This is a genomic window from Pseudarthrobacter raffinosi, from assembly GCF_023913735.1.
Classification (GTDB): Bacteria; Actinomycetota; Actinomycetes; order Actinomycetales; family Micrococcaceae; genus Arthrobacter; species Arthrobacter raffinosi.
In genome coordinates this window covers 86,050-111,918 of sequence record NZ_JAMXBH010000007.1, presented here as the reverse complement: position 1 = coordinate 111,918, position 25,869 = coordinate 86,050, and the positions used below count along the sequence as shown (strand labels likewise).

At 65.4% G+C, this 25,869-nt stretch carries 22 protein-coding genes; 13 read left to right on the top strand and 9 right to left on the bottom strand.

Annotated features, from left to right (window positions below; translation table 11 throughout):
* Positions 1-11 precede the first annotated feature (11 nt).
* The 4 genes from lpdA to NG698_RS08085 all read left to right on the top strand — a co-directional run bounded on the left by lpdA (position 12) and on the right by NG698_RS08085 (position 4,402).
* Positions 12-1,394 (top strand): dihydrolipoyl dehydrogenase, encoded by a 1,383-nt coding sequence (gene lpdA / locus NG698_RS08100; protein ID WP_252600161.1) that lies wholly within the window; start codon positions 12-14, stop codon positions 1,392-1,394.
* Between the two features lie 124 nt (positions 1,395-1,518).
* Entirely contained in the window at positions 1,519-3,228 is a 1,710-nt protein-coding gene (sucB, locus tag NG698_RS08095) for a 2-oxoglutarate dehydrogenase, E2 component, dihydrolipoamide succinyltransferase (RefSeq protein ID WP_252609150.1), read from the top strand.
* Between the two features lie 162 nt (positions 3,229-3,390).
* Complete coding sequence (locus tag NG698_RS08090) at positions 3,391-3,741, top strand: hypothetical protein (RefSeq protein ID WP_252609149.1); 351 nt, start codon at positions 3,391-3,393, stop codon at positions 3,739-3,741.
* Between the two features lie 232 nt (positions 3,742-3,973).
* Positions 3,974-4,402: an OsmC family protein gene (locus NG698_RS08085; protein WP_252600158.1), complete on the top strand. Its 429-nt coding sequence runs from the start codon at positions 3,974-3,976 to the stop codon at positions 4,400-4,402.
* 125 nt (positions 4,403-4,527) lie between these two features.
* Here NG698_RS08085 and NG698_RS08080 read toward each other — a convergent pair whose 3' ends face one another.
* Positions 4,528-8,019 carry a S41 family peptidase gene (locus NG698_RS08080; protein WP_252609148.1) on the bottom strand — a complete coding sequence of 1,164 codons (3,492 nt, stop codon included), beginning with the start codon at positions 8,017-8,019 and terminating at the stop codon, positions 4,528-4,530.
* A gap of 74 nt (positions 8,020-8,093) precedes the next feature.
* Here NG698_RS08080 and NG698_RS08075 point away from each other — a divergent pair, with 74 nt between their 5' ends.
* Positions 8,094-8,987, top strand: coding sequence for a TIGR01777 family oxidoreductase (locus tag NG698_RS08075; protein WP_252600156.1), 894 nt, complete (start codon positions 8,094-8,096; stop codon positions 8,985-8,987).
* Between the two features lie 67 nt (positions 8,988-9,054).
* Here NG698_RS08075 and NG698_RS08070 read toward each other — a convergent pair whose 3' ends face one another.
* The gene (locus NG698_RS08070; protein ID WP_252609147.1) at positions 9,055-10,941 is read right to left on the bottom strand and encodes a serine/threonine protein kinase; all 1,887 of its coding nucleotides are present in this window, start codon (positions 10,939-10,941) and stop codon (positions 9,055-9,057) included.
* A gap of 136 nt (positions 10,942-11,077) precedes the next feature.
* Here NG698_RS08070 and lipB point away from each other — a divergent pair, with 136 nt between their 5' ends.
* From lipB to NG698_RS08050, 4 genes are all read left to right on the top strand, one after another.
* Positions 11,078-11,746 (top strand): lipoyl(octanoyl) transferase LipB, encoded by a 669-nt coding sequence (lipB, locus tag NG698_RS08065; protein ID WP_252609146.1) that lies wholly within the window; start codon positions 11,078-11,080, stop codon positions 11,744-11,746.
* A complete protein-coding gene (gene lipA / locus NG698_RS08060; RefSeq protein ID WP_252609145.1) occupies positions 11,743-12,750 on the top strand; it encodes a lipoyl synthase in 1,008 nt (335 codons plus the stop codon). Before lipB ends, lipA begins: the two co-directional genes overlap by 4 nt.
* A gap of 86 nt (positions 12,751-12,836) precedes the next feature.
* Positions 12,837-13,589, top strand: coding sequence for a DUF4191 domain-containing protein (locus tag NG698_RS08055; protein WP_141140114.1), 753 nt, complete (start codon positions 12,837-12,839; stop codon positions 13,587-13,589).
* Between the two features lie 99 nt (positions 13,590-13,688).
* Entirely contained in the window at positions 13,689-14,045 is a 357-nt protein-coding gene (locus NG698_RS08050; protein WP_252600798.1) for a DUF3817 domain-containing protein, read from the top strand.
* A gap of 86 nt (positions 14,046-14,131) precedes the next feature.
* On the opposite strand, the gene NG698_RS08045 is transcribed toward NG698_RS08050, so the two are convergent.
* Complete coding sequence (locus NG698_RS08045; protein ID WP_252600795.1) at positions 14,132-14,569, bottom strand: RDD family protein; 438 nt, start codon at positions 14,567-14,569, stop codon at positions 14,132-14,134.
* Between the two features lie 284 nt (positions 14,570-14,853).
* Here NG698_RS08045 and glnA (NG698_RS08040) point away from each other — a divergent pair, with 284 nt between their 5' ends.
* A complete protein-coding gene (gene glnA / locus NG698_RS08040) occupies positions 14,854-16,278 on the top strand; it encodes a type I glutamate--ammonia ligase (protein ID WP_056342177.1) in 1,425 nt (474 codons plus the stop codon).
* A gap of 267 nt (positions 16,279-16,545) precedes the next feature.
* Here the strand turns inward: glnA (NG698_RS08040) and NG698_RS08035 are convergent, their stop codons facing one another.
* The 4 genes from NG698_RS08035 to glnA (NG698_RS08020) form a co-directional block, all read right to left on the bottom strand.
* The gene (locus NG698_RS08035; protein WP_252600808.1) at positions 16,546-17,094 is read right to left on the bottom strand and encodes a GNAT family N-acetyltransferase; all 549 of its coding nucleotides are present in this window, start codon (positions 17,092-17,094) and stop codon (positions 16,546-16,548) included.
* Positions 17,073-17,516 carry a VOC family protein gene (locus NG698_RS08030; RefSeq protein ID WP_252600793.1) on the bottom strand — a complete coding sequence of 148 codons (444 nt, stop codon included), beginning with the start codon at positions 17,514-17,516 and terminating at the stop codon, positions 17,073-17,075. The genes NG698_RS08035 and NG698_RS08030 overlap by 22 nt, the downstream gene beginning before the upstream one ends.
* Before the next feature lie 66 nt (positions 17,517-17,582).
* On the bottom strand, positions 17,583-20,594 hold the full coding sequence (locus NG698_RS08025; protein ID WP_252609144.1) for a bifunctional [glutamine synthetase] adenylyltransferase/[glutamine synthetase]-adenylyl-L-tyrosine phosphorylase: 3,012 nt from the start codon (positions 20,592-20,594) through the stop codon (positions 17,583-17,585).
* Between the two features lie 6 nt (positions 20,595-20,600).
* Positions 20,601-21,941: a type I glutamate--ammonia ligase gene (glnA, locus tag NG698_RS08020; RefSeq protein ID WP_056342417.1), complete on the bottom strand. Its 1,341-nt coding sequence runs from the start codon at positions 21,939-21,941 to the stop codon at positions 20,601-20,603.
* Positions 21,942-22,205: 264 nt separating this feature from the next.
* Between glnA (NG698_RS08020) and panB the strand changes: the two genes are divergently transcribed.
* Positions 22,206-23,111, top strand: a complete 906-nt coding sequence (gene panB, locus NG698_RS08015; RefSeq protein ID WP_252609142.1) for a 3-methyl-2-oxobutanoate hydroxymethyltransferase — start codon at positions 22,206-22,208, stop codon at positions 23,109-23,111.
* 35 nt (positions 23,112-23,146) lie between these two features.
* On the opposite strand, the gene NG698_RS08010 is transcribed toward panB, so the two are convergent.
* Complete coding sequence (locus tag NG698_RS08010; RefSeq protein ID WP_252569270.1) at positions 23,147-23,311, bottom strand: SPOR domain-containing protein; 165 nt, start codon at positions 23,309-23,311, stop codon at positions 23,147-23,149.
* Positions 23,312-23,431: 120 nt separating this feature from the next.
* On the opposite strand from NG698_RS08010, the gene map reads away from it, so the two are divergent.
* Both map and ppgK read left to right on the top strand, forming a co-directional pair.
* Positions 23,432-24,310 carry a type I methionyl aminopeptidase gene (map, locus tag NG698_RS08005; RefSeq protein ID WP_252609140.1) on the top strand — a complete coding sequence of 293 codons (879 nt, stop codon included), beginning with the start codon at positions 23,432-23,434 and terminating at the stop codon, positions 24,308-24,310.
* Positions 24,311-24,367: 57 nt separating this feature from the next.
* Positions 24,368-25,171, top strand: a complete 804-nt coding sequence (ppgK, locus tag NG698_RS08000) for a polyphosphate--glucose phosphotransferase (protein WP_252600787.1) — start codon at positions 24,368-24,370, stop codon at positions 25,169-25,171.
* 77 nt (positions 25,172-25,248) lie between these two features.
* On the opposite strand, the gene nrdR is transcribed toward ppgK, so the two are convergent.
* A complete protein-coding gene (gene nrdR / locus NG698_RS07995) occupies positions 25,249-25,755 on the bottom strand; it encodes a transcriptional regulator NrdR (RefSeq protein WP_252600785.1) in 507 nt (168 codons plus the stop codon).
* Positions 25,756-25,869: the final 114 nt, after the last annotated feature.

Genomic DNA, 25,869 nt, shown 5'->3' with positions numbered 1-25,869 from the left:
GGAGCGTCTAAGTGGCCGATCAGGCAACTGCGCAAGAATTCGACATCCTGGTACTAGGTGGCGGCAGCGGCGGATACGCCACGGCCCTGCGTGCCGTACAGCTTGGCTTGACCGTTGGTCTGGTTGAGAAGGCCAAACTGGGCGGCACCTGCCTGCACAACGGCTGTATCCCCACCAAGGCCCTGCTGCACTCCGCAGAAGTTGCCGACCACGCCCGCGACGGCGCCAAGTACGGCGTGAACGTGGAGCTCCAGTCCATCGACATGACCGCCGTGAACGCCTACAAAGACGGCATCATTGCCGGTAAGTTCAAGGGCCTGCAGGGTCTGATCAAGGGCAAGGGCATCACCGTCATTGAGGGCGAAGGCAAGCTCACCGCCCCGGACACCATCACCGTGAACGGCACGGCCTACAAGGGCAAGAACATCGTCCTCGCCACCGGCTCCTACTCCCGCTCCCTTCCGGGCCTGGAAATCGGCGGCCGCGTGATCACCTCCGACGAAGCCCTGAAGATGGACTACGTGCCCAAGAGCGTCATCGTCCTGGGCGGCGGCGTCATCGGCGTCGAATTCGCTTCGGTATGGAAGTCCTTCGCCGTGGACGTCACCATCATTGAGGGCCTGCCGTCCCTGGTGCCCAACGAGGACGCATCCATCATCAAGGTCCTGGAGCGCAGCTTCAAGAAGCGCGGCATCAAGTTCAACACCGGCACCTTCTTCCAGGGCGTCGAGCAGGACAACGACGGCGTCAAGGTCACCCTGGTGGACGGCAAGACCTTCGAAGCAGACCTTCTGCTCGTTGCTGTCGGACGCGGACCGTCCACGGCGGGCCTGGGGTTCGAAGAAGCGGGAGTCACGGTTGATCGCGGCTTCGTGATCACCAACGAACGCCTCCACACCGGCGTCGGCAACGTCTACGCCGTCGGCGACATCGTTCCCGGCGTGCAGCTGGCACACCGCGGTTTCCAGCAGGGCATCTTCGTCGCCGAAGAAATCGCCGGCTTGAAGCCCGTGGTTGTCGACGACATCAACGTCCCCAAGGTCACCTACTGCGATCCCGAGATTGCCTCGGTGGGTTACTCCGAGAAGGCCGCCAAGGAGAAGTTCGGCGAAGACAGGGTTGAAAGCACGGAATACAACCTGGCCGGAAACGGCAAGAGCGCCATTCTGGGCACCGGCGGCATCATCAAGTTCGTCCGCGAAAAAGACGGCCCTGTTGTTGGCGTCCACATGATCGGCACCCGCGTCGGCGAGCAGATCGGCGAAGCCCAGCTGATCGTCAACTGGGAAGCCTACCCGGAAGATGTTGCCGGACTCATCCACGCGCACCCGACGCAGAACGAGGCACTCGGCGAGGCCGCAATGGCCCTGGCCGGTCGCCCGCTTCACGGCTAATTACAGCCAGCAGCACAGCAAGACAACAGGGCTTTGTGCACCCGGCGTGACCCGCCGGGTGCACTAAGCTCGAACAAGCCAGCCATCATCCGCACAAAAGATCAATAAGGAGAACGGGGACGACATGTCTGAATCCGTTAACTTGCCCGCCCTCGGTGAGAGCGTCACCGAAGGAACCGTCACCCGCTGGCTCAAGCAGGTAGGTGACCGGGTAGAGGTGGACGAACCGCTGCTCGAGGTTTCCACCGACAAAGTAGACACCGAAATCCCCTCTCCGATTGCCGGCATCATCGAGGAAATCCTCGTAGCCGAAGACGAGACCGCTGAAGTAGGCGCTCCCCTGGTCCGCATCGGCGACGGCTCCGGCGGCGGCGCAGCCCCCGAAGCAGCAGCACCGGCTGCAGAGGCCCCGGCCGAGGAAGCCCCGGCCGCAGAAGCACCGGCTGCAGAAGCTCCCGCAGCGGCAGCACCCGCCGCTTCGGACGGCGAAAGCCACGATGTCACCCTCCCGGCACTGGGCGAAAGCGTCACCGAAGGAACCGTCACACGCTGGCTGAAGGCCGTGGGCGACACCGTTGCAGTGGACGAACCGCTGCTCGAGGTATCCACGGACAAGGTTGACACCGAAATCCCGTCCCCCGTCGCTGGAACGCTGCAGGAAATCCGGGTCAACGAAGACGAAACCGCCGAAGTTGGCGCCGTCCTCGCCGTCATCGGCTCCGGCGCGGCAGCCTCCGCACCGGCCCCAGCTGCAGCGCCGGCACCCGCCGCCGCGCCTGCCGCACCGGCGCCCGCAGCGGCACCGGCACCCGAAGCACCCAAGGCAGAGCCTGCTCCGGCGGCACCTGCCGCGGCAGCAGCACCTGCTCCCGCTACGGCCCCGGCACCCGCGGCCGAGCCTGCTGCCGGCGGCGAATCCGGCTACGTGACTCCCCTGGTCCGGAAGCTGGCCAACCAGCACGGCGTGGACGTCGCATCACTGTCCGGTACCGGCGTCGGCGGGCGCATCCGCAAGCAGGACGTCCTCGCCGCGGCAGAAGCCAAGGCCGCTCCCGCTGCAGCAGCACCGGCCAAGCCGTCCGCCGCTCCAGCCGGCCCGGCTGCCTCCTCCCTGCGTGGCACCACGCAGAAGGCACCCCGCATCCGCCAGGTCATCGCCCGCCGTATGCGCGAATCCCTCGAAATCTCCACGCAGCTCACTCAGGTGCACGAGGTGGACATGACCAAGGTGGCCAAGCTCCGCCTGAAGGCCAAGAACTCCTTCCTGGCCCAGAACGGCGTCAAGCTCACCTTCCTGCCGTTCATCGCCAAGGCCGTGGCCGAGGCCCTCAAGCAGCACCCCAAGCTCAACGCTGCGTACGACGAGGACAAGCAGGAAATCACATACCACAACGCCGAGCACCTGGCGATCGCAGTGGACACGGACAAGGGCCTCCTGGTTCCGGTCATCTCCGATGCCGGCAACCTGAACCTGGCCGGACTGGCCGCCAAGATCGCCGACGTTGCCGGGCGCACCCGCGACGGCAAGATCGGCCCGGACGAACTGTCCGGCGGAACGTTCAGCATCACCAACATCGGTTCGGTCGGCGCCCTGTTCGACACCCCGATCATCAACCAGCCTCAGGTCGGCATCCTGGGCACCGGCGCGATCGTCAAGCGCCCCGTGGTGGTGGCCGATGAGAACGGTGACGACTCGATCGCCATCCGCTCCATGATGTACCTGTCCCTCACGTACGACCACCGCCTGGTGGACGGCGCGGATGCAGGCCGCTTCCTCCAGACCCTGAAGGCCCGCCTTGAAGAAGGCGCCTTCGAGGCCGACCTGGGACTCTAGCCCCAGGCCAGAACCGCACGACGGCGGTGCACGCGCCGGTGGGAAACCACCGGAAGGCGTGCACCGCCGTCGCGTTTTAAGGCGCAGCGCTGTCTCCGCCGACACACAAACTCTGCGGCCGGCCTTACTACATGATGTAGAACCCCTGCGTAGACTGATCGCATGATTATCGTGTACAACCTCGTGGTCTTCCTGCACATCGTCGGCGCCGCCATGATCGTCGGAATCTGGATCGGGAACATGAAAACCCCCACCGTCCACCCCCGGCAGTTCGACGGCGCAGCTCTTCAGCTCATCACCGGCATTGTGCTGATGGGCTTGATCCCGTCCCTGGACCTGGACGCGAATTACTTCAAGCTGGGCATCAAGTTCGCCATCGCCCTGGCCGTCGGCGTGCTGGCTTTCATCGGCCGCCGCAAATACAAAAAGGGCGAAGACATCAGCAAGGGCCTGGCCCACGGAGTTGGCGGACTTGCACTGCTCAACGTGGCCATCGCCACGATGTGGAACTGAACGCCGGCTGAACCACTCACGACGGCGCCGCTCCCCCTCTGTGGGGTGCGGCGCCGTCGAAGTTTAACGGCCAAGCGGTGACCGCCACGCAGCCGCCGGGCGGCTGGGTTGCACAGTCACAATCCACTGAGAGCGGACACCCTGTGCACGGCCGCCGCTCAATCCCTAGGATTGGAACCGGCGGGGCCAGGCAACGGCCGGTCCCGGTTCGAACCGACTTTGAGGAGTGGACATGGCAGCAACACGCACCGCGCACACAGTATGGAACGGCGACCTGATGACAGGGTCGGGTCAGACCACGCTGGACAGCTCCGGCCTGGGCACATTTGAGGTTACCTGGAAGGCCCGCACCGAAGCGGCCGAGGGCAAGACCAGCCCGGAAGAGCTGATCGCCGCAGCGCACGCGAGCTGTTTCTCGATGGCGTTCAGCAATATGCTCGCCCAGGCCGGACATGCTCCGGAAGAAGTCAACACCAAAGCCGACGTGACCTTCGTTCCCGGCACCGGCATCACCGGCAGCCACCTGACGGTGTCCGCAAAGATTCCCGGCATTTCCGAAGAGGAATTCCAGAAGATCGCCGGCGAAGCCAAGGTTGGGTGCCCGGTTTCCGGCGCGCTGGCCAGCATCGACATCACCCTGGCCGCTACCCTTCAGTCCTGATCCAGCCAGGCCGCTGCCGCGTTCGCTATGAACGCTGAAGGCTCCTGAGACAGAGCAGGCCCTGCCCCGCCCGGACTATCCGGGAGGAGCGGGGCCTGCTTTGTTCTGTTGCTACCGGGCCGGCCCTATTCGCCGTGCCGGCGGGACGGCAGCGGTGCAGGCTTCAGGCGCCGGTAGCCTTCGCGGACCGGGGGCCTGTCCGTGGGCAGTTCCTGGATCATTTCCTTGAGCGCACCGATCCCGTATTCCAGCTGGGGGTCCCTGCCGGCGGCATAGGCGTGCGGCGGGTAGAGCACTTCGATGTCGGGATCCACGCCGTAGTTTTCCACGGACCAGCCCACGCCGCCACCGAACCAGGTGGCGTACCGCGGCTGGGTCACGCCGGTACCGTCGGCCAGGGAGAACCTGTTGTCGATCCCCACCACACCGCCCCACGTGCGCGTGCCGATCACCGGGCCGATCCCCCGCAGTTTGGAGACCTGGGTGATGATGTCGCCGTCGGACCCGGCAAATTCATCGGCGAGGATGATCACCGGACCCCGCGGCGCGTGGTGCGGGTAGGTCCGCGGACGTTCGCCGCGGGGCATACTCCAGCCGGTGACCTTCCGGCCAATCAGCTCCGCCACCAGCTGGGACGTGTGTCCGCCACGGTTCCGGCGGACATCCACGATGAGTCCGTCCAGGGCAGTTTCGGTGTCCAGGTCGCGGTGCAGCTGCGCCCAGCCGTTGGCCATCATGTCCGGGATATGCAGGTACCCGTAGCGGCCGCCGGAGGCCTCCCGGACGATCCCGCGGTTCGCGGCCACCCATTCCTGGTAGCGCAGTCGCTCCTCGTCCTTGACCGGGATCACAGCGATCCTCCGCTGCTCCCCTGCCTCGACTCCATGCCCGGCTCCGTTGCGTAATGTCAGCTCCACAGCCCGTCCGGCGGCGCCCACCAGCTGCATCGCGGGGCTCACCGTGGCGGACAGCGGCACACCGTCGATAGCCAGTACTACGTCCCCGGCCATGGCGGCAGCGCCGGGCCGGGTCAGCGGCGAGGTGGCCAGCGGGTCCGAGGACTCGCCGGCCAGGATGCGGGTGATCTCCCAGCCCGCGGGTGTGAACGTGAAGTCTGCGCCAAGCCGTCCCTGGCCGTTGCTGCCGTTTTCCGTGACGGCTGCGGGCCGGACGTAGGCGTGCGAGGTGCCCAGCTCGCCGTGGAGCTCCCAGAGCAGGTCCACCAGGTCGTCGTGGGACCCCAACCGGTCAACGATCGGACGGTACCGCTTGTGGATCGACTCCCAATCCTGTCCTGCCATATCTTCTGCCCAGAAGAAGTCGCGCTGCAGGCGCCAGGCTTCGTCGAACGCCTGGCCCCAGACGCTGAGGGGGTCCATCATCACGCGGATGCGGCCCAGGTCCACCTTGACCAGCTGGCCGGATTCCTCATCGGCTTTGGCAGCAGAAGGAACCACACTGACCTGCTTGTCGTTGACCAGCACTACTTTCTTGCCATCGCCGGAGAGCCGGTAGCTGTCCAGGGCTTCCACCAGCGTGGCGGACTTACGGCGGGCAAGGTCGAACCGGACCAGGCTGGGGCGGGCGTCCTTGTCTTCCTGGCTGGCTTTGCCGTCGCCGGTGACGCCTGCCAGGGCCCAGTCCAGCCATAGCAGTGCACCCTCCGTTGACGTGAGTGACGTGTAGTTGCCCTGGGGCACCGGAACGCCGATGACACGGTGGGCCAGCCCGGCCGGATCCACGCGGACCGCGGGACCTGCCGCGGTGTCTGCGTCCGTGGTATCCGCGCTGTCCGTGTGTGCGGCAGGGGACAGGTCAACGGCGGGGCCAAACGGCGACGGCGTCGTGGCGGCCAGTGCCACCAGGTACGGCTTGATGGGGCTGGGGAAGGACAGGTCGAACGAGTGCCCGTCGTACACCGGATCAAAGCTGCGGTTGGACAGGAAGGCCAGGAACTTACCGTCCGGCGTGAAGCTTGGGGACCCGTCGCAGAAACGGCCGTCAGTGACCTCGACGATGCCGCCCGCCGGGTCCGCGGCATTGGCCAGCCGGAGCCGGCTCCGGGAACCGAACGAGGTGACAGGTTCGGACCAGGCAAGCCACTGGGAGTCAGGCGACCACGCGAGTTCCGCGATGCTGCCCTCGCCGATGCTGGTGACGAGGGAAAGCTCGCCGGTGGCTGTGTCCGCCACATAGACATCCCCGAAGGAGGTACCCACCGCAAGCCACCGGCCATCGGGGCTAACTTCCAGGGCGCTGGCGCGTGACGGCTTCGGGAAGGCGATGCGGGTCGGCAGGCCGGCCCGTCCTGCGTCGACGTCGGCTTCCGACGGGCCGTGGGCGGCGTCGGCCGGGGAGTCATCGGCCCGGGAGTCATCAGGCACCGGAACAACGACGTCGGCAGTCACCGGTGCGGACGATGCTGCCGCGGGAACCGGGCGCGGCAGTGGCGCTTCCTGGTCCCGAGCGGCTGCAGCGGTTACGGCAGCCGGGGCTGCCGTAACGGCAGGGACCACGGTGTCGGGAACCTGCGCGGCAATCTCCTTGATGTAGATCGCCTCCACGCCGTCGTGATCGGCGACGTAAGCGAGGCGGCCGCCGTCGAGCGGCCTGGGGAGCCGTGCCCGGACACCCGGCGTGGCCTCGACGATACGGGAGGGGCCGTCCTGGTGACGGAGCCAGTGAAGGGTGCCATGGGCCTCCACTGCGCTGGCGGAGCCGCTGTCATCCGGCATCACCGTGCCCAAATGTTTGGAGGTTTTCAACAGGCCCGGGCGACGCGATTGCGACGCGGAACCCAGCGAGATGTCCAGCCGTACCGCGGCAGAGGACAGATCGTGCAGGATCCAGAGCTCACCGGCAGATTCGAAGATGACCCGCCCACCGTCGGTGGACGCGTGCCGGACGTAGAAGTCCTCGTGGTCGGTGTGCCGTCGAAGATCGCCGCCGCCGGGCAGCACCGAGTACAGGTTTCCGTAACCCTCGTGGTCTGACAGGAACGCGATGCGCCCGTCCACCCACATCGGATCTGCGAGGTTTCCGTCGAGGTGGGCAACCAGGCGCTCGAACTCCCCGTTTCCGTCGGCGTCAATCCAGAGCTTGCCCGCTGTGCCGCCGCGGTACCGCTTCCACCAGGCCGGTTCACGGGAGAGCACACTGGCCAGGACAACCGGCCGCTCGTCCCCCACTTCCGGACCAAAGGCCACGGATTCGACGGGTCCGAAGGGGAGCTCCTCAGCCGACCCGCCGTCGACCGGGACGCTGTAAGCGTAGGTGTGCCGGCTTTCAGCCTGGCGGAACGCGCTGGTCACTACTGCGTCGCCGGCTGCCGTGAAGCCTTTGACCCTGGTTGTGGCGTGGCCGAAATACGTCAGTTGCCGGTAGCCACCGCCGTCCACCTCCGCCGAGACCACTTCCGGGGCGGTTCCCTGGACGACAGTCCAGACCAGCCGTTTGCCGTCAGGCGTAAAACGCGGATTGCGGGCAGGCAGCTGCAGTGACGAAACCCGCCAGGCGCGGCCGCCGCTGAGCGGCGCGATCCACACGTCGTCCTCTGCCACAAACGTGACCAGATCGCCGTGAACATGCGGAAACCGGAAGTAGCTCGAAGAAGTCATCGTTCGATCATAGTCAACTCCCGGTACGGTCCCGGGGAGGTACCGACGGCGTGCGGGCCGTGGTGAGATGGATCATGCACATCGTCATTGCCGGGGCCTCAGGGCTGATCGGGACCCATTTGTCCGCAACGCTGCGAGAGGCCGGCCATGACGTGACCACCCTCGTCCGACGCGAGCCCACGTCCGCGGCCGAAATCCGCTGGGACCCCGCAGCGCGCCGCCTGGATCCGGCGGCGCTGGCCGGCGCCGACGCAGTGGTCAACCTCTCCGGTGCCGGAATCGGGGACAGACCCTGGACCAGACGCCGGATCGACGAGCTGTTGACCTCGCGGTTGGACCCGACGCGCACACTGGTAGCGGCGATGGCGAAGCTGGAGCAGCCGCCGCAGGTCTTCGTCAGCCAGTCGGGCTCCAACTATTACGGTGACCGGGGTACTGCCGTTCTTCGCGAGAACTCGCCGAACGGCAAGGGCATTATGGCGCGGATCTGCCGTGAGTGGGAAGCAGCCGCGCACGAGGCCCCGTCAGGCGTCCGTGTTATCACTCCCCGGACGGGTGTTGTCCTCAGCCCTGCAGGCGGCGCACTGGGCCGGCTTCTGCCGCTGCTTCGCCTCGGGCTCGGTGGTCCACTCGGCAACGGCAGGCAGTACTGGCCGTGGATCACGCTTCCGGACGTCGCCGCAGCATTTCTGTTCCTCGCCGACTCCGGGCTCCACGGCCCGGTCAATGTCTGCGCCCCCGAAAACGCCGACGTTAACGCCTTGACCGGCGCACTGGCATCCGCGCTGCATCGGCCGGCATTTTTCCGCGTACCTTCGCCTGCCCTGCGCCTGGTCATGTGGAAGTTGGCCGATGAACTCATCCTTTCCAGCCAGCGGATGGAACCGGCGGCCCTGGAAGCAGCCGGCTTCCAGTGGCAGCACCCGTCACTGGCCCAGGCCGCTGCCTGGGTGGCCGGCAAACACTGAGCCTGAGTCAATGGGCTGAGCCAACAGGCTGAGCCAACGTGCTGAGCCAACGTGCTGAGGCAACCAGTCAGGTGCCGGGAAGGACGTCCGTGATCCGCCAGCGGCCGTCAACGGAGACCAGCACCAGCCGGAGGTTCTGGACGGCTGCAGGGGCGCCGGCCGCCACGATCGCTCCGGAAGCGTCCCTTTCCTCATAGGGCGACGTGGCTGACGTGACACTGACAACAACCTGGCCGGAGGGACCGCCGGGCTGGACCTGCAGATCCGCTACGGAACTCGTGAATCCGGCCAGGACGTGGCCTGACTCCTGGAGCTCGGCCTTAAGGCCTGCATCCGCGGCAGAGGCCGCCGATCCCGGGGCATTAACCAGATCCAGCAGCTCCAGCCGGCCGGAACTGAAGGCCAGGGACCTCACGGCGGCCAATCCCCGGACTGCTTCGAGCGGGTCCGCCGAGTCCAGCTGGGCCGCGGCGTCGGCCGGGACTCCTGCGGCGGCGAACACTGGGTCCACCCCTCCGGCATCCGCACTCTCCGCCACCGTCTCTGGCCAAGCTGGCGCCCCCCACGGCCCATCCGGCCCAAAGACGCAGGCGGCCCAGATAGCGCCTGCCAGGATCGCACCCGCTCCCACCGCCAACAGCATGGTGCCTCGATTGTGCCCGGCTATCCCTGAGCGCCCACGGCGCCGGGACGGGCCGGGGTCCACCGATTTCGACGACGCCACCGTCCGACGCCTCGCACCGGCGTTGGGTTCGTGACCCTTCGGGACAGGTTTCACGGCATGCCTGCCGCGCGGCGCCGGCTTTTCCCCGTCGACAGCCTGGACCATTGCGTCGACGCGGCCGGCCGCTGGTGCGCTGGCCTCAGGTGCGCTGGCCTCTGGTGCGCGGGGCTCCGGTGCGCGCACCACGGGCATCTCCGCTTTCTCCCCAGCCGGGAACGGAAGGACCTGCCGCACCCCCACCAGCCCGGACCAACGCGACGTCGAGATCCTGCGCCGCCAGGTCCGGAGACCATTCCAGAGCGCACCGCCGGGATGTTCCGGGACGGGGCGCCGCGTCAGGAGCTGCGGGATAACCGTGGCGTGGACGGAGGAGGCGAGGTCCACCGGCAACGGTGGGGCACTGCGGTAGACCGCCGTCGCCAGCTCAACAGCCGTGGGCCGGAGCCGCCGGTCCTCATTAAGACCAGCCTCCAGGGCCGCGGCCAGCTCGACTGGAACGTCAGGGAGCAGGAGGGAAAGAGGCAGACGGTCGGCGGTACGGCGTGGCGGCTGGCCCGTGAGGCAATACCACCCCAGCGCCGCCACCGAGTAAACGTCGCGTTCCGGCTGCAGCCCCGCCCTCACGGCGTCCACCGGTGCCGGATCCATGAACCCCGGGGTGCCATGGTCCGGCACTGCCGAAACATCACCCACCATCCTGGCGATCCCGACGTCGGACAGCATTGGCTTGCCATGGCCTGTAAAGAGGACGTTCCCGGGCGATACGTCACCGTGGGTGAACCCCTGGCCGTGCAGGTAGCCAAGTACCTGGGCAATAGGGGTGAGCACGGTGACCGTCTCCCCGATGGTGAGCTTGGCCCTGCTTCCGACCAGCTCTCCGAGGGAACCGCCGGGCGCGTAATCCAGCAGCAGCCCTATTGTCCCTACGGCCGTAACTGCTGATCCGGCCGGCTCGCGAAGACGGAGGGCGTCGTGGGCTTTGATGAGGTGCTGGTGGTCAAGGACAGAAAGAATGCGGATTTCACGGCGGATGGCCTCCTCGGCGTCGGCCCCGCTTTCCCTGCCTTCGCCGGGACCGGTCGCACCGCCGTGCCCTGCACCGAGGCATTTCAGCGCACACTCGCGGCCGGACCTTGCTTCGGTAACCAGCCACACCGTTGAACTTCCGCCGCGGCCCAACACGCGGCCCACCAGGAAGCCGGGAACCACCGGGGCAGTGAAATCATCCATGACTTATGTCTAGCGGAATCCGGGAATGCCTGCAGAAGTTATCCACAGGCCATGGGCATCGCTGGATCCGTCAGAGATATGAGAGGTCCGACACTATAACCGGACCCCTCACGGATCGGGGTCTAAGCTTGACGGCATGACTCTTGAGTTTTCACAGGTGGGTCTCGCCCCGGACTTCGTTGACTACACGCGCGGCTGGGATCTGCAGCGCGGGATCCACAGCAAGGTCGTCACAGCCGAAGCGCCCAACACTGTCCTCATCCTTGAACATGCCGCCGTCTATACAGCGGGCAAGCTCACGGAAGAGCACGAACGCCCGTTGGACGGTACGCCCGTCGTTGCGGTGGACCGCGGCGGAAAGCTGACCTGGCATGGCCCCGGCCAGCTGATCGCGTATCCGATCCTCAAGCTGAAGAACCGGTCCGGCATCCGAGACTACGTTGAACGGCTCGAAGCCGTCATGATCGCGGTTATGGCTGACTATGGCATCAACGCAGAGCGCATCAAGGGACGCGCCGGCGTGTGGATCACGGCTGACAGCAAGGGCCCGGACCGGAAGATTGCAGCAATCGGCATCCGCGTCCTGGACGGGGCCACAATGCACGGCGTCGCCATTAACTGCAACAATGATCTGGCGCCTTATGCCCAGATCATCGCCTGTGGCATCACCGACGCCAGCGTCACCACAATGTCCATCGAAACCGGCAGGAACATAGCCCCGAGCGATATCGCGGACCGGTTCGTGGAAGAATTTCGCAAGCACGAAGAAGCACTCGTTTCAAGCCCTGAGGGAGCACTCCTGTGACACTGGCACCAGAAGGCCGGAAGCTGCTGCGCGTTGAGCAGCGCAACTCTGCAGTACCTGTGGAGCGGAAGCCGGAGTGGATCAAGGCGAAGGTCCAGATGGGTCCGGAGTATGTCCAGCTCAAGAACCTGGTCAAGAAGGAAGGCCTGCACACGGTGTGTGAGGAGGCCGGCTGCCCGAACATTTTTGAGTGCTGGGAAGACAAGGAAGCCACGTTCCTGATCGGCGGGTCCGAATGCACCCGGCGCTGTGATTTCTGCCAGATCGACACGGGCAAGCCGTCCCCGGTGGACATGTTCGAGCCCACGAAGGTGGCCCGCTCGGTCCTGGCCATGCAGCTGCGCTACGCCACGGTCACCGGGGTGGCCCGGGATGACCTGGCCGATGAGGGGGTGTGGCTGTACGCCGAGACGGTCCGGAAGATCCACGAGCTGAACCCGGGCACCGGCGTCGAACTGCTGATCCCGGACTTCTCCGGCAAGCCCGAGCACATCGCGGCGATCTGCGATTCGAAGCCGGAGGTCTTCGCGCACAACGTCGAGACCGTGCCCCGGATCTTCAAGCGGATCCGGCCCGCGTTCCGGTACGACCGGTCCCTGGATGTCATCACCCAGGGCCGCAAGCTCGGGATGGTGACCAAGTCCAACCTGATCCTGGGCATGGGCGAGACCCGCGAGGAGATCTCAGAAGCCCTGCGGGACCTGCACGAGGCCGGCTGTGACCTGATCACCATCACCCAATACCTGCGCCCCTCCGAACGGCACCTGCCGGTGGACCGCTGGGTCAAGCCGCAGGAGTTCGTGGACCTCCAGGACGAGGCCAATGAGATCGGCTTCCTCGGGGTCATGTCCGGGCCGCTGGTCCGTTCCTCCTACCGGGCCGGCCGGCTCTGGGCCACCGCGATGCGCAAGAAGGGCTGGGAAATCCCCGCCGAACTCGCGCACATCGAGTCCTCCGGCAGCACCCGTCAGGAAGCAAGCTCACTGCTGGCCGCCCATTCCTAAGCCGTAGTTTGGTATCCCTGAGGGCCGGCGCCGGACATTCTCCGGCGTCCGGCCCTCAGGCATAAATCACGTAGAATTGAGGAACTATGGCGAACTCCCCTGATTCCAGTAACAGCACTCCGGCGGCCTCTGACGCCCCGAAGCGTGGCCTCTTCTCGCGCAAGCCAAAAGAAGCAAAGGTCAAGAAGCCCAGCCGGCTCAAGCAGATCGGCGAAGTCTTTAACATGACCCGCCGCCATGACCCCATGGTCCCGTGGCTGATGCTGCTGGTGTTCCTGGGTGTTGTGGCTGTCAGCTTCCTGGTGGGTTTTTGGCTGGAAAACTGGATCACCGGCCTGCTCATCGGTATTCCGTTGGGCCTCCTCGGCGCCACCCTGATCCTTTCGCGTCGCGCCGAACGTGCCGCATTCGCCCAGATCGAGAACCAGCCCGGAGCCTCAGGCGCGGCACTGGGCACGCTTAAGCGCGGCTGGATCACCGAGGACCAGCCGGTCGCCGTAAACCCGCGCACGCAGGACGCCGTGTTCCGCGCCGTCGGCCGTCCCGGCGTCGTCCTCGTCAGCGAAGGCCCCACCATCCGCGTCAAGCCAATGCTCGACGCCGAGCGTAAGCGCCTTGCGCGCATCCTCCCGAACGTCACGGTCCACATGATCGAAAGCGGCCGCGGCGAGGGCCAGGTTCCCATCAGCCAGGTAGCCAAGAAAATGGGCAAGCTGAAGAATGAACTGACCAAGCTTGAGGTGAATGCGGTATCCAAGCGCATTTCCTCGCTGGGCAACCGCCTCCCGATTCCCAAGGGAATCGACCCCTACAAAGCGCGCCCCAACCGCGGACGCTAAGACCCTTGAACCGCCCTGGTTCCGGCTTGCCGGAACCAGGGCGGTTTTTGTCTGCCGGACGCCGCCGAACAGGCGGGCACATTGATTGGAAGTAGCAACATGACCATTCCCGTTAGAACCCTTGTTATCCGGGCCTTCCGCGTCCTGGCTGTTGCCGAAGCCTTCAGCTGGGCTGCCCTGCTGGCTGGCATGTACTTCAAGTGGGTCGCCAAGACCACCGAACTGGGTGTGGAGATCGCCGGCCCCATCCATGGTGCGCTGTTTGTGGGCTACGGCATCGCCGCCCTCGCCCTGTGGCGTCTCCAGCGGTGGCCCTTCGTTGTGGCCCTGTTCGCGGGACTGTCGGCGGTGTTCCCGTTCGCCACTGTCGCGTTCGAACGCTGGGCCGGAAAGCGCGGCTACCTGACGCCAGGCACGGCCGTTCCTGCCGGGACAAAAGAAACAGCGGGGGTCTGACGGCGCACTGCCCTCTATTCGGGGCTGTCAGGTGTTCGGGGCCGTCAGGTGCCGGCGAACCGGCACGGCCGGGTTCCTGATTACTGCTAGCGCCGCACGAGGATGGTATTCATCGCCTTGTCGTGCAGTCCCCGCTGGTCCGGATCGAAAATTACGGCGGGAATCACCAGGCACAGCAGCACTGACCTCACCACGGCAGCCATTGGACCCGCGGGCCCGCCGCCCAGTCGCAGCACCTGGATCCCGGCCACTCGGTGGCCGATGCTGTAACCGAGCGTGCCCACAAGCAGCATCTGTTCCGCGGCGAAAATCGCCAATGTGGCCCAGGAGTCACCGCCGAAGGCAAAATTGCTGATCAGCAGGGCAATCCCCCAGTCAAGGACGATGGCGAGGATGCGCCTGCCCGCCCTGGCGATGGAGCCGGAACCGGATTCGGGCAATCCCAGGCGCTCCCCCGGGTACCTTGAGATGCCGGACGTGTCCGGTCCGCTGAGCCAGGAGCCAATGTCATTGCGATCTACCACCGTCCAAGCTTACCGACTCACCGCCGACCACAGAGTGGAAACCGTTGGACCACACTACGGACACCGGATAGCGTTACCTGATCAGGACAATTCTGTAACCTGAACCGGGCATTCTGTAACCTGCCCGAAACAATGTGGACACTGACGGGAAATGACGTGTCCATAGGCTGATAGCAGTTTCAAGCAATACCTCCCAAGCAGGGAAACTTGGTTTCCCTGCCCTTCGGATTGCGCTGGATCAGTTGGCTTGCCAGCCAGATATTACATATGCGTAAGGAGCATAGATGTTCAAGACTGCGGACGAAGTCCTCAAGTTCATCAAGGACGAAGATATTAAATTCGTCGATATCCGCTTCACCGATCTCCCGGGTGTGCAGCAGCACTTCAACGTACCGGCAAAGAGCGTCGACGCGGATTTCTTCGTCAACGGCCAGCTCTTCGATGGTTCCTCCATCCGCGGATTCCAGGGCATCGCCGAATCCGACATGCAGCTGATCCCGGACGTCACCACCGCATTCCTGGACACCTTCCGCATGGAGAAGACCCTTGCGCTGAACTTCTCCATCGTGAACCCCCGCACCGGAGACCCCTACCACCGCGACCCCCGCGGCGTGGCCGAAAAGGCTGAGGCCTACCTCGCCTCCACGGGCATCGCCGACACCGCGTTCTTCGCTCCGGAAGCCGAATTCTTCGTCTTCGACAACGTCCAGTACCAGTCCTCCCCCGAGGGCAGCTTCTACAAGATCGACTCCGAAGAAGCACACTGGAACACCGGCCGCGAAGAAGACGGCGGAAACCTCGGCTACAAGACCCCCATCAAGGGCGGCTACTTCCCGGTTTCCCCCACCGACAAGCAGGCTGACCTCCGCGACGCCATGTGCATCGCCCTGGATGAGGCCGGCCTCGAGGTCGAGCGCAGCCACCACGAGGTAGGCTCCGCCGGCCAGGCTGAAATCAATTACAAGTTCACCACCCTGACCCACGCCGCAGACGACCTGCAGAAGTTCAAGTACGTCGTCAAGAACACGGCCGACGCCTGGGGCAAGTCCGTGACCTTCATGCCGAAGCCGGTCTTTGGCGACAACGGTTCGGGCATGCACTGCCACCAGTCGCTGTGGACCAACGGCGAGCCGCTGTTCTACGACGAAAAGGGCTACGCCGGCCTGTCCGACATGGCCCGCTGGTACATCGGCGGCCTGCTGAAGCACTCCTCGTCCGTCCTCGCCTTCACCAACCCGACGGTGAACTCCTACCGCCGCCTGGTCAAGGGCTTCGAAGCTCCGGTCAACATGGTGTACTCGCAGGGCAACCGCTCCGCCGGTATCCGTATCCCCATCACGGGTTCCAACCCCAAGGCCAAGCGCATCGAGTTCCGCGCTCCGGACCCCTCGTCCAACCCGTACCTGGCCTTCGCTGCCCAGCTGATGGCCGGCATTGACGGCATCCGCAACCGCATCGAACCGCCGGCTCCGATCGACAAGGACCTCTACGAGCTGCCCGCCGAGGAAGCCAAGGACATCCCGAAGGCTCCGGGCTCGCTGGAAGAGGCACTGGAGGCCCTGCGCGAGGACAACGAGTTCCTCCAGGCCGGTGGCGTGTTCACCCAGGACCTGATCGACACCTGGATCGAGTACAAGTACGAGTACGAGATCCGCCCGCTGTCCCTGCGCCCGAACCCGTACGAGTTCGAGCTCTACTACGGCGTCTAGCCAGATCCGCGGCTGAACCCGTTCAGTCCGCCAAAAAGTCCGCCCGGGCTGCCAGCGTCAACGCTGGAGGCCGGGCGGACTTTTTTGTCCTTAAGGTGGGGGCTGACTCCAGACGTGCTGAGACCAGAAGCCAGCCCCCTGACATGTGCTCCCCGAGACGAAGACTTTTCAAGCCTTCCCCCCAACAAGGTTTGAAGAACACCGCCAATCCACATGATCGATCAATGTGGAGCCGGAGGCAATGCCCGGCCGCCGTGTCTGGACGAATTATCCCGTGAAGCTCCGGTACATGATCCGTTGCGGTCCGGAACTGCCGGCCAGGTACTGCCCCTGATCCACAAAGCCGGCGGTCCTGTACGCGGACAACCCGGCCGGATTGGCTTCGTTGACGGAAAGCACGACGCCGGCCTCGTGGGTTCCGCGCCTGGCGGTCAGTTTCGCGGCCGCCTCCACCGCGGACGTTGCCGCCAGCGGCCCGAGGCCTTGCCCCTGGTGGCGCCTGTCGATCAGGAAACCGCGCAACAGCCAGGCCGAATCCTCGTCCGGCCAGCCGGCCAGGCACGCGGCGCCGGACTGGAGGGTCAGCACGCCCACAGCGTAGCCCGCGGCCTCCACGACATAAGGGAACCGCGAATCCTCCTCCAGTCCCGCCAGGACCATGCGGAGCGGGTCACCAACGAAGCTGCTTTGTCCTGGACCCAGCTCAATGTTTGCCACCTCTCCCAGCTGGATGGCAAGCGCATCCGCACTGAGGTCATCCAGGGCAATGAGCCAGACGGAATCAACCCGGGTTTTCAGGTCGGCTGTCCGTCGGATCCGGCGGGAGCCCCGCCCTCGGCCGATGGGCCGGCAGGGTCCATCCACATAACTTCCCACAGGTGGCCGTCCGGGTCCTGGAAACTGTGGTTGTACATAAAGCCGTAGTCCTGGACTTCCTGGGACGGGGTGCCGCCGGCGGCCAGCGCCTTGCGTACCGTTTCGTCCACGGCTTCCTTGCTGTCCACCGAAAACGCCGTGATGGCCTCGGTGGAACTGGTGGCATCGGCCACGGCCCGGGAGGTGAACGTTTTGAAGAAACCCTCCACGAGGAGCATCACAAACGCGTTGTCGTTGATGATCATGCACGTCGCGTTTTCATCGGTGTAGTCCGGGTTAAAGGAGAAGCCAAGGGCGGTGAAGAAATCGACGGACCGCTTCAGATCCTTCACGGGCAGGTTCAGGTAGATTTGCGTAGCCATGGCCCCCAACCTAGCACCGCACCGCGGCAGCTGTCTGCTGCCTTCCGGGAGAACCCCAGGCAGCCGCTAATGGCCGTAGAAGGCCTTCTCGAACACCGCCCGGGCCCGCCGGCTCAGGCGGAGGTAGTCCTCTTCCAGGGCGGCCGCGTTGCCAGGTTCGTAGCCGCACCAGCGGGCCACCGCCTCAAGGTCCCCGCGGGCGGACGGCAGCGTGTCCGACGCCCTGCCGCTCCAGATGACGTTGGCGGACCGGATCCGGCTGGCGAGCCGCCACGCGTCGGCCAGCAGCTTCGCGTCAGGCCCGCTGAGCAGGTCCAGTGAAGCCGCCGCTTCCAGGGCCTCCACCGTGGACGTGGTCCGCAGTTCCGGGTGCTTGGCCGCGTGCTGGAGCTGAAGGAGCTGCACCAGCCACTCGACGTCGCTCAGTCCTCCGCGGCCAAGCTTCACGTGGCGTGCCGGATCCGCCCCGCGCGGCAACCGCTCCGCTTCCACCCGCGCTTTGACCCTGCGAACCTCCCGGACGTCCTGCTCCGAAATCGACTCCGGGTACCTGATGGGGTCGATGAGGGCCAGGAAGTCCTCGGCCAGGGCATCGTCGCCCGCCATGGGCCGGGCCCGCAGCAGCGCCTGCGCTTCCCAGATCAACGACCACCGGCGGTAATATTCGGCGAACGAATCGAGGGAGCGGACCATGGCCCCGTTTTTGCCCTCGGGCCGCAGATCCGCGTCCATCTGCAGCACCCGCTCGGCCATGATGGCCGGCTTGAGCGGCTGCGTGAGCAGGCTGGAGACTTTGGCGACAATCCGGGCCGCCTGATCCTGCGCTTCCTCGTCCGTATAGCCCGGCAACGCGCGGTGCATGTACATGACGTCGGCGTCGGAGCCGTAGCCGATCTCGCGGCCGCCCTGGCGGCCCATGGCCACCACCAATATCGCGGTCTTGAGCGGTCCCGCAGCAGAGACGATGCCTTCGGCCACGCGCAGCGCGCCCAGCACCGCTGCCCGGTCGGTGTCAGCCAGCGCCGCGCCCACCTGGTCCTGGTTGAGAAGCCCGGCAGAATCGGCGATCGCGATCCGGAGGATCTCCCGGCGCCTAATGAGCCGGATCAGCCTGATGGCGTTTTCCGGGTCCGAGTGGCGCGACATTTTGGACGTGATCTCCTGCCACTGGGCTTCGAAGCCCAGCGGGACGAGGTCTTTGTTGGTGCCCAGCCAGGCTACCGACTCCGGCGAAACCTCCAAAAGATCCGCAATCAGGCGTGAGTTCGAGAGCACGTTGCATAGCCGTTCAGCCGCCGCTGTGGAATCCCGGAGCATGCCCAGATACCAGTGGGTGGTGCCAAGGGCCTCACTGACGCGCCGGAACGCGAGCAGTCCGGCGTCGGGATCAACACCTTCGGCGAGCCAGTCCAGCAGGACGGGCAGCAGCTGGCGTTGCAGGGCTGCCCGCCGACTGACACCGGCGGTGAGTGCCTCGATATGCCGCATGGCGCCCCGCGGGTCACGATAGCCCAGCGCGGCGAGGCGGCCCTGGGCGGCCTCCGGCGTCAGTCTGGCGTCCTCGCTGCTGAGTTTGGCAGCGGTGTTAAGCAGCGGACGGTAGAAAATACGTTCGTGCAGTTCGCGGACAGAGCGTTTGGTCTTCTGCCAGGTGGCCAGCAGCGAAGCCGGCGGCGGCCTGTCATTGGAGAACGGGCTAAGCACTGCCTTTGCGAGGGCGCGCTGTGCCGCTTCGCTGACGGGCATCAGGTGTGTCCGCCGGAGCTGGAACAGCTGGATGCGGTGTTCCAGGAGGCGAAGGTACCGGTACGCGTGATCGAAGGCGGCGGCGTCGGACCTGCCGATGTAGCCTCCGGCTGAGAGTGCCGCTATTGCCGCGGTGGTATCCCTGCGCCGAATGGTTTCGTCGGATTTTCCGTGCACCAGCTGGAGCAGCTGCACGGTGAACTCCACGTCCCGGAGGCCGCCGCGGCCGAGTTTGATCTGCCGCTGTTCCTCCGCCGCCGGGATATGCTCGGTAACCCTTCGGCGCATCGCCTGCACGGACTCCACGAACCCTTCGCGGCCCGCGGAGCTCCAGATCAACGGGGCCACGGCTTTTTCGTAGCGTTCCCCCAGGTCCTTGTCACCGGCGATGGTCCGCGCCTTCAGGAGCGCCTGGAATTCCCAACTCTCTGCCCAGCGGGCGTAGTAGCTTTCGTGTGAGGCCAAGGTTCGGACCAGTGGGCCGGACTTGCCCTCCGGCCGCAGGTTGGCGTCCACTTCCCAGAGGCCGGGTTCACGCGCCACGGAGGAGATCGCCCGGGAAATACCGGTGGCCAAGGCTGTGCCGATAGTACTGGCGCGGGCGTCGTCCAGGTCGCCGGCGTCGATCACGTAGATGACGTCGACGTCGGAAATATAGTTCAGTTCCCGCGCTCCGCATTTGCCCATCCCGATGACGGCCAGTCCAACGGCGGCCACCTCCCCGGCGCTGAACTGCTCGGCAGCCTCGGCACGGGAAACTGCCAGCGCAGCTTCGATCGCGGCCCCTGCCAGGTCAGCGAGTTCAGCTCCGACGGCGGGCATAAAGTCCAGCGGGTCAGCAGCGCACATGTCCTTGACCGCCAGGTCCACCACCCCGCGGCGGTAGGCCGACCGCAGCGCGGCATAGGCGTCGGCTCCGGTCATTCCCGCCACGGGCCGTGCTGACCCGGGTTCCGCGAGGACGGATTTCAGGAGGACAGAGCGGAGGTGTTCCGGGTCTGCCTGAAGTGGCTCGGGACTGGCCGTGACGTCGAAGGCGTCCAGGTGCTCAGGGTGCCGGATGAGGAATTCCCCCAGCGCTTCGGAAGCCCCGAGCACCCGGTAGAGCGGCTCGCTGACCTCCGGATCGGCCGCGGCCAGCTCCCGGAGACCGGGGTGCTTTTCGATCAGCCGCACCAGTGACTGCAGTGCGGTGTCAGGATTGGCGGCCATTTGCAGGCCGGCGAAAATCCTGTCCGGGTCCAGGCCGTCCAGTTCCGGGGCAGCAAGGAAGCGCTCACCCTTCTCCAGGTCACTGAAGCCGGCTGAGATGAGGCGGCGTGCGAGGCTCACCGCCGCCTAGAGAATGCCGAGGTTGCGCTGCAGCTCGTAGGGCGTCACCTGGAGCCGGTAGTCCTGCCATTCGGCACGCTTGTTGCGCAGGAAGTGCTCGAAGACCTGCTCGCCGAGGATCTGGGGCATCAGTTCGGAGTCCTCCATGGACCGGATGGCATCGTGAAGGCTGGCGGGCAGGGGGTCGTGGCCCATGGCACGGCGCTCGGCGGAGCTCAGCGACCAGACGTCGTCCTCTGCTGCGGCGGGCAGGTCGTAGCCTTCTTCGATCCCCTTAAGCCCGGCCCCCAGCAGGACGGCATAGGCAAGGTAGGGGTTCGCTGCCGAATCGATGCCGCGGTATTCGATGCGGGCCGACTGGCCCTTGCCGGGCTTGTACAGCGGGACGCGGACCAGGGCCGAACGGTTGTTATGGCCCCAACTGAGGTAGCTTGGCGCTTCGCCGCCACCCCAGAGCCTCTTGTAGGAGTTTACGAACTGGTTGGTCACAGCCGTGAACTCGGGAGCGTGCTTCAGGATGCCTGCGATGAACTGGCGGGCCGTCTTGGAAAGCTGGAATTCGGCGCCCGCCTCGTAAAAAGCGTTGGTGTCGCCCTCGAACAGCGAGAAGTGCGTGTGCATCCCGGAGCCGGGGTGGTCGGTGAAAGGCTTGGGCATAAACGTGGCGTAGGTTCCCTGCTGGAGGGCCACTTCCTTGATCACCGTGCGGAACGTCATGATGTTGTCCGCGGTCTGCAGGGCGTCCGCGTAGCGCAGGTCGATCTCGTTCTGGCCGGGACCGGCTTCATGGTGGCTGAACTCAACCGAAATGCCCACGGATTCCAGCATGGTTACGGCCGTGCGGCGGAAATCCTGCGCCACGCCGCCGGGAACGTGATCGAAGTAGCCGCCCTCGTCAACGGGTACCGGAGCACCGTCGGGCCCGGGCTGCTGGGACTTGAGGAGGTAGAACTCGATCTCCGGGTGCGTGTAGCACGTAAACCCCATGTCCGCAGCCTTGGCCAGCGTGCGCTTGAGGACATTGCGCGGATCCGCGGCCGACGGTTCGCCGTCCGGAGTCAGGATGTCGCAGAACATACGCGAGGTCTGTTCGGTCTCGCCACGCCACGGCAGGATCTGGAACGTGGACGGATCCGGCTGCGCCAGCATGTCCGATTCGAACACGCGTGCCAGGCCTTCGATGGCTGAGCCGTCGAAACCGAGCCCTTCCTCAAACGCCCCTTCAACCTCTGCCGGGGCAAGTGCCACCGATTTGAGTGAACCTACGACGTCGGTGAACCACAAACGTACGAACCGTACGTCGCGCTCCTCGATTGTGCGCAGGACAAACTCTTGCTGGCGGTCCATGATGGCCTCTTCTCCGGTCAATCGTTCATGCCCCGGGTCCGCGGAAGCGGCAGCCGGCAGCAGTTCACCTTCACTTTACTAAGCAATCGGCTCCAATGCGGGCGACGGCGCCGCACGTAACACAGCGTTTACACAGCAACCATTGACGGCCGCGCCCACAGGTGGCAAAAATGCCCTTGGCGGGCACGTGAATATGACGCGGATCACGGTCCGCCGGCCCGTCTGCGGTGGCTAGGACTGCTGCTGCCGCATTACGCTCTTGCCATGGCCTCAACCAATAGCTCTGAGTCAAGCGCGTCCGCTGAAGTACACGCACCATACGGAAACGGACCTGCACGGGTGCAGCCGCCGTCGTCGGAAGTGAACGCGAAGCCCGCACCCAGGGTGCGTATCCACCACCTGCAGCAGGCCAAACGGGACGGCAAACGCTTCGCCATGCTGACCGCCTACGAGCAGTACAGCGCAGAGATCTTCGACCAGGCTGGCATCGAGGTCCTCCTGGTAGGCGATTCGGCGTCCAACAACGTATTCGGCAACGAGACCAGCCTGCCGGTCACGGTGGATGAACTCCTGCCCCTCTGCCGCGCCGTGGCGCGGTCCGCCAAGCGAGCCCTGGTGGTGGCAGACCTGCCGTTCGGCAGTTATGAAGTCTCGGCGCAGCAGGGTGTGGAAACAGGTGTCCGGTTCCTCAAGGAGGGGCTGGCCCATGCCGTCAAGATCGAGGGCGGAAAATACTATGCGGAAACCGTCCGGGCCATGGTCCAGGCCGGCGTCCCGGTGATGGCCCATATCGGCTTCACCCCCCAGAGTGAACACGCGCTGGGCGGATACCGGGTCCAGGGCCGCGGGGATGACGCACAGCGATTGATTGACGACGCCGTGGCGCTGGTGGAGGCGGGGGCGTTCGCCGTCCTGATGGAAATGGTTCCGGCGGACACTGCGGCCGCCGTTGACGCGGCGGTCAGCGTGCCGACGGTGGGGATCGGCGCCGGCAACGCGACCACGGGGCAGGTGCTGGTGTGGCAGGACATGGCCGGGTTCCGCAGCGGCAAGATGGCGAAGTTCGTCAAACAGTATGCCGACATGCGCACTACCCTCAGTGACGCGGCGAAGGCGTATGGCGACGAGGTCCGTTCAGGCCAGTTCCCCGGACCGGAGCACTCCTTCTAGGCAGGCCACGGGGCCGGGCCGGGCCAGGCTACGGCTCAGTCCTCCTCGCCCTTTTCCCAGGCCTCGTTGCGGGCCCGGACTTTTTCGAGGGCGTGTTCGGCCTCTTCCCGCGTTTTGTAGGGGCCGATCAGCTGGCTCCAGTCTGAGAGTGCGTCCTCTTCCACCTCGTGGGTGTTCACGTTGTACCAGTACTCAGTCATCGGTCCTCCTCGTTCCAGCCGGCGGGGGCCCTGCCGTGATCCACGTAACTTAAACGTGGATGCGGACAGCTTGGGGCTTCCAGTTACTTGGCCTAATGCGGTGCCTTATATGATCAATCTATGCCTTCCCTAGCCTCGACTGCACCCACCGGCACCCTTACCCGCGGAACCGTCAGCCCGCAGCTCCCCGTTCCCGCGTCCATCCCGCGCCCGGAATACGTAGGCAAGCCCGGCCCGGCCAAGTTCACCGGCTCCGAGATCAAATCCGCCGAGACCGTTGAGAAAATCCGGATCGCCAGCCGGATCGCCGCACAGGCCATCGTTGAGGTGGGCAACCACATCAGGCCCGGCGTTACCACCGACCAGTTGGACAAGGTGGGTCACGAATTCCTGCTGGACCACAAGGCCTACCCGTCCACGCTTGGCTACCGCGGGTTCCCGAAGTCCCTGTGCTCGTCGCTGAATGAAGTGATCTGCCACGGCATCCCGGACAGCACCGTGGTCCAGGACGGCGACATCCTCAACATCGACATCACCGCTTTTATCAACGGAGTCCACGGCGACACGAACCACACCTTCCTGGTGGGCGACGTCGACGACGAGTCCCGCCTGCTGGTGGAGCGCACCCGGGAATCCCTCAACCGGGCCATCAAAGCCGTGGCTCCCGGCCGGGAGATCAACGTGATCGGCCGGGCCATCCAGTCCTACGCCAAGCGTTTCGGCTTCGGCGTGGTGCGGGACTTCACCGGCCACGGCGTGGGCGAAGCGTTCCATACGGGCCTGATCATCCCCCACTACGATGCAGCGCCGGCCTACAACACAGTCATCGAGGCCGGCATGGTGTTCACCATCGAACCCATGCTGACCCTCGGCACCATCGAGTGGGACATGTGGGAGGACGACTGGACAGTTGTCACCCGCGACCACAAGCGGACCGCCCAGTTTGAGCACACACTGCTGGTGACAGAATCCGGCGCCGAAATCCTCACGCTCCCCTGAAATTTTTTCCGGTCAGCCGCCCGGCCGACCTGCCGCCCTGCCACGAACGGAACAACATTGGCCAAGAAGGACGAGAAGTCGCACAAGAACGCCCCGCTGATCGGCATTGACATCGGCGGTACGGGAATCAAGGGCGGCATTGTCGACCTGAAAAAAGGCAAGCTGCTGGGTGAACGGTTCCGCGTGCCTACGCCCCAGCCCGCCACCCCTGCCGCCGTAGCCGACGTCGTGGCGCAGGTGGTTGCCGAGCTTTCAAGCCGCCCGGAGGCTCCGGCCGCGGATTCGCCCGTGGGCGTCACCTTCCCCGGCATCATCCAGCATGGCGTGGTCCATTCGGCGGCCAATGTGGACAAGACCTGGCTCCACACCGACATTGATGCTTTGCTGACCGCACACCTTGGCCGCCCGGTGGAGGTCATTAACGACGCCGACGCCGCCGGGCTGGCGGAGGCCCGTTTTGGTGCGGGTCAGGGGGTGGATGGCACTGTCCTGGTGATCACCCTGGGCACTGGAATTGGCTCAGCATTCATCTTCGATGGCCGCCTCGTCCCCAACGCAGAACTGGGGCACCTGGAGATCGACGGATTTGACGCCGAAAGCAAAGCCTCAGCCGTGGCCCGCGAAAGGGACGGACTGAGCTGGGAGGAATACAGCGTGCTGCTGCAGCGCTACTTCTCGCACGTGGAATTCCTGTTCTCGCCCGAGCTGTTCATCGTGGGAGGTGGCATCTCCAAGCGCGCAGACGAATACCTGCCGCACCTCAAACTGCGCACCCGGATCGTGCCGGCCGAACTCAAGAATGAGGCCGGGATCGTCGGTGCCGCCGTCGAAATTGCCATTAAGCACAAGCTCACAAAATAGCCGGTAGCTGCCCGGCGCCTTGGGGCAGCCGGTGCCGGTGGTGGCGGCGGCTTCCCCTCCGCGGCCACCACCGGAGCTTACAGGGGGCTCTTTTCGGAGCTCTTCGCAGCCGCCGCCGCGGGTTGCGTGCCTTCTTCCACGGACTCGTGGCGGAGCAGGGCAATAGCGGTCTCGAAGTCCTCAAGGGATTCGAAGGCCTGGTACACGCTGGCAAAACGCAGGTAGGCCACCTGGTCAAGCTTCTGCAGCGGACCAAGGATGATCAGGCCGACTTCATGAGCGTCGATCTCGGCAGCGCCCGAGGCACGGATCTGCTCCTCCACCTCCTGGGCAAGGAGCGCCAGGTCGTCTTCGCTGACCGGCCGGCCCTGGCATGCCTTACGCACGCCGTTGATGACCTTGCTGCGGCTGAAGGGTTCGCCCACTCCGGAGCGTTTGATCACCGAAAGGCTCGTGGTTTCCACGGTGGTGAACCTGCGGCCGCATTCCGGGCACTGCCGGCGGCGGCGGATGGCCGAGCCGTCGTCGGCCATCCGGCTGTCCACAACGCGGGAGTCCGGATTGCGGCAAAATGGACAGTACATGGTGTCCCCTCCCTCGATGTCTTCCGGCGCCGATGTTTCCGGCCCCGGCGGACCTCTCCGTCTCTCAGTTTACGACTACATGTAGCGGAATAACAATCCTGTAATTACCACATG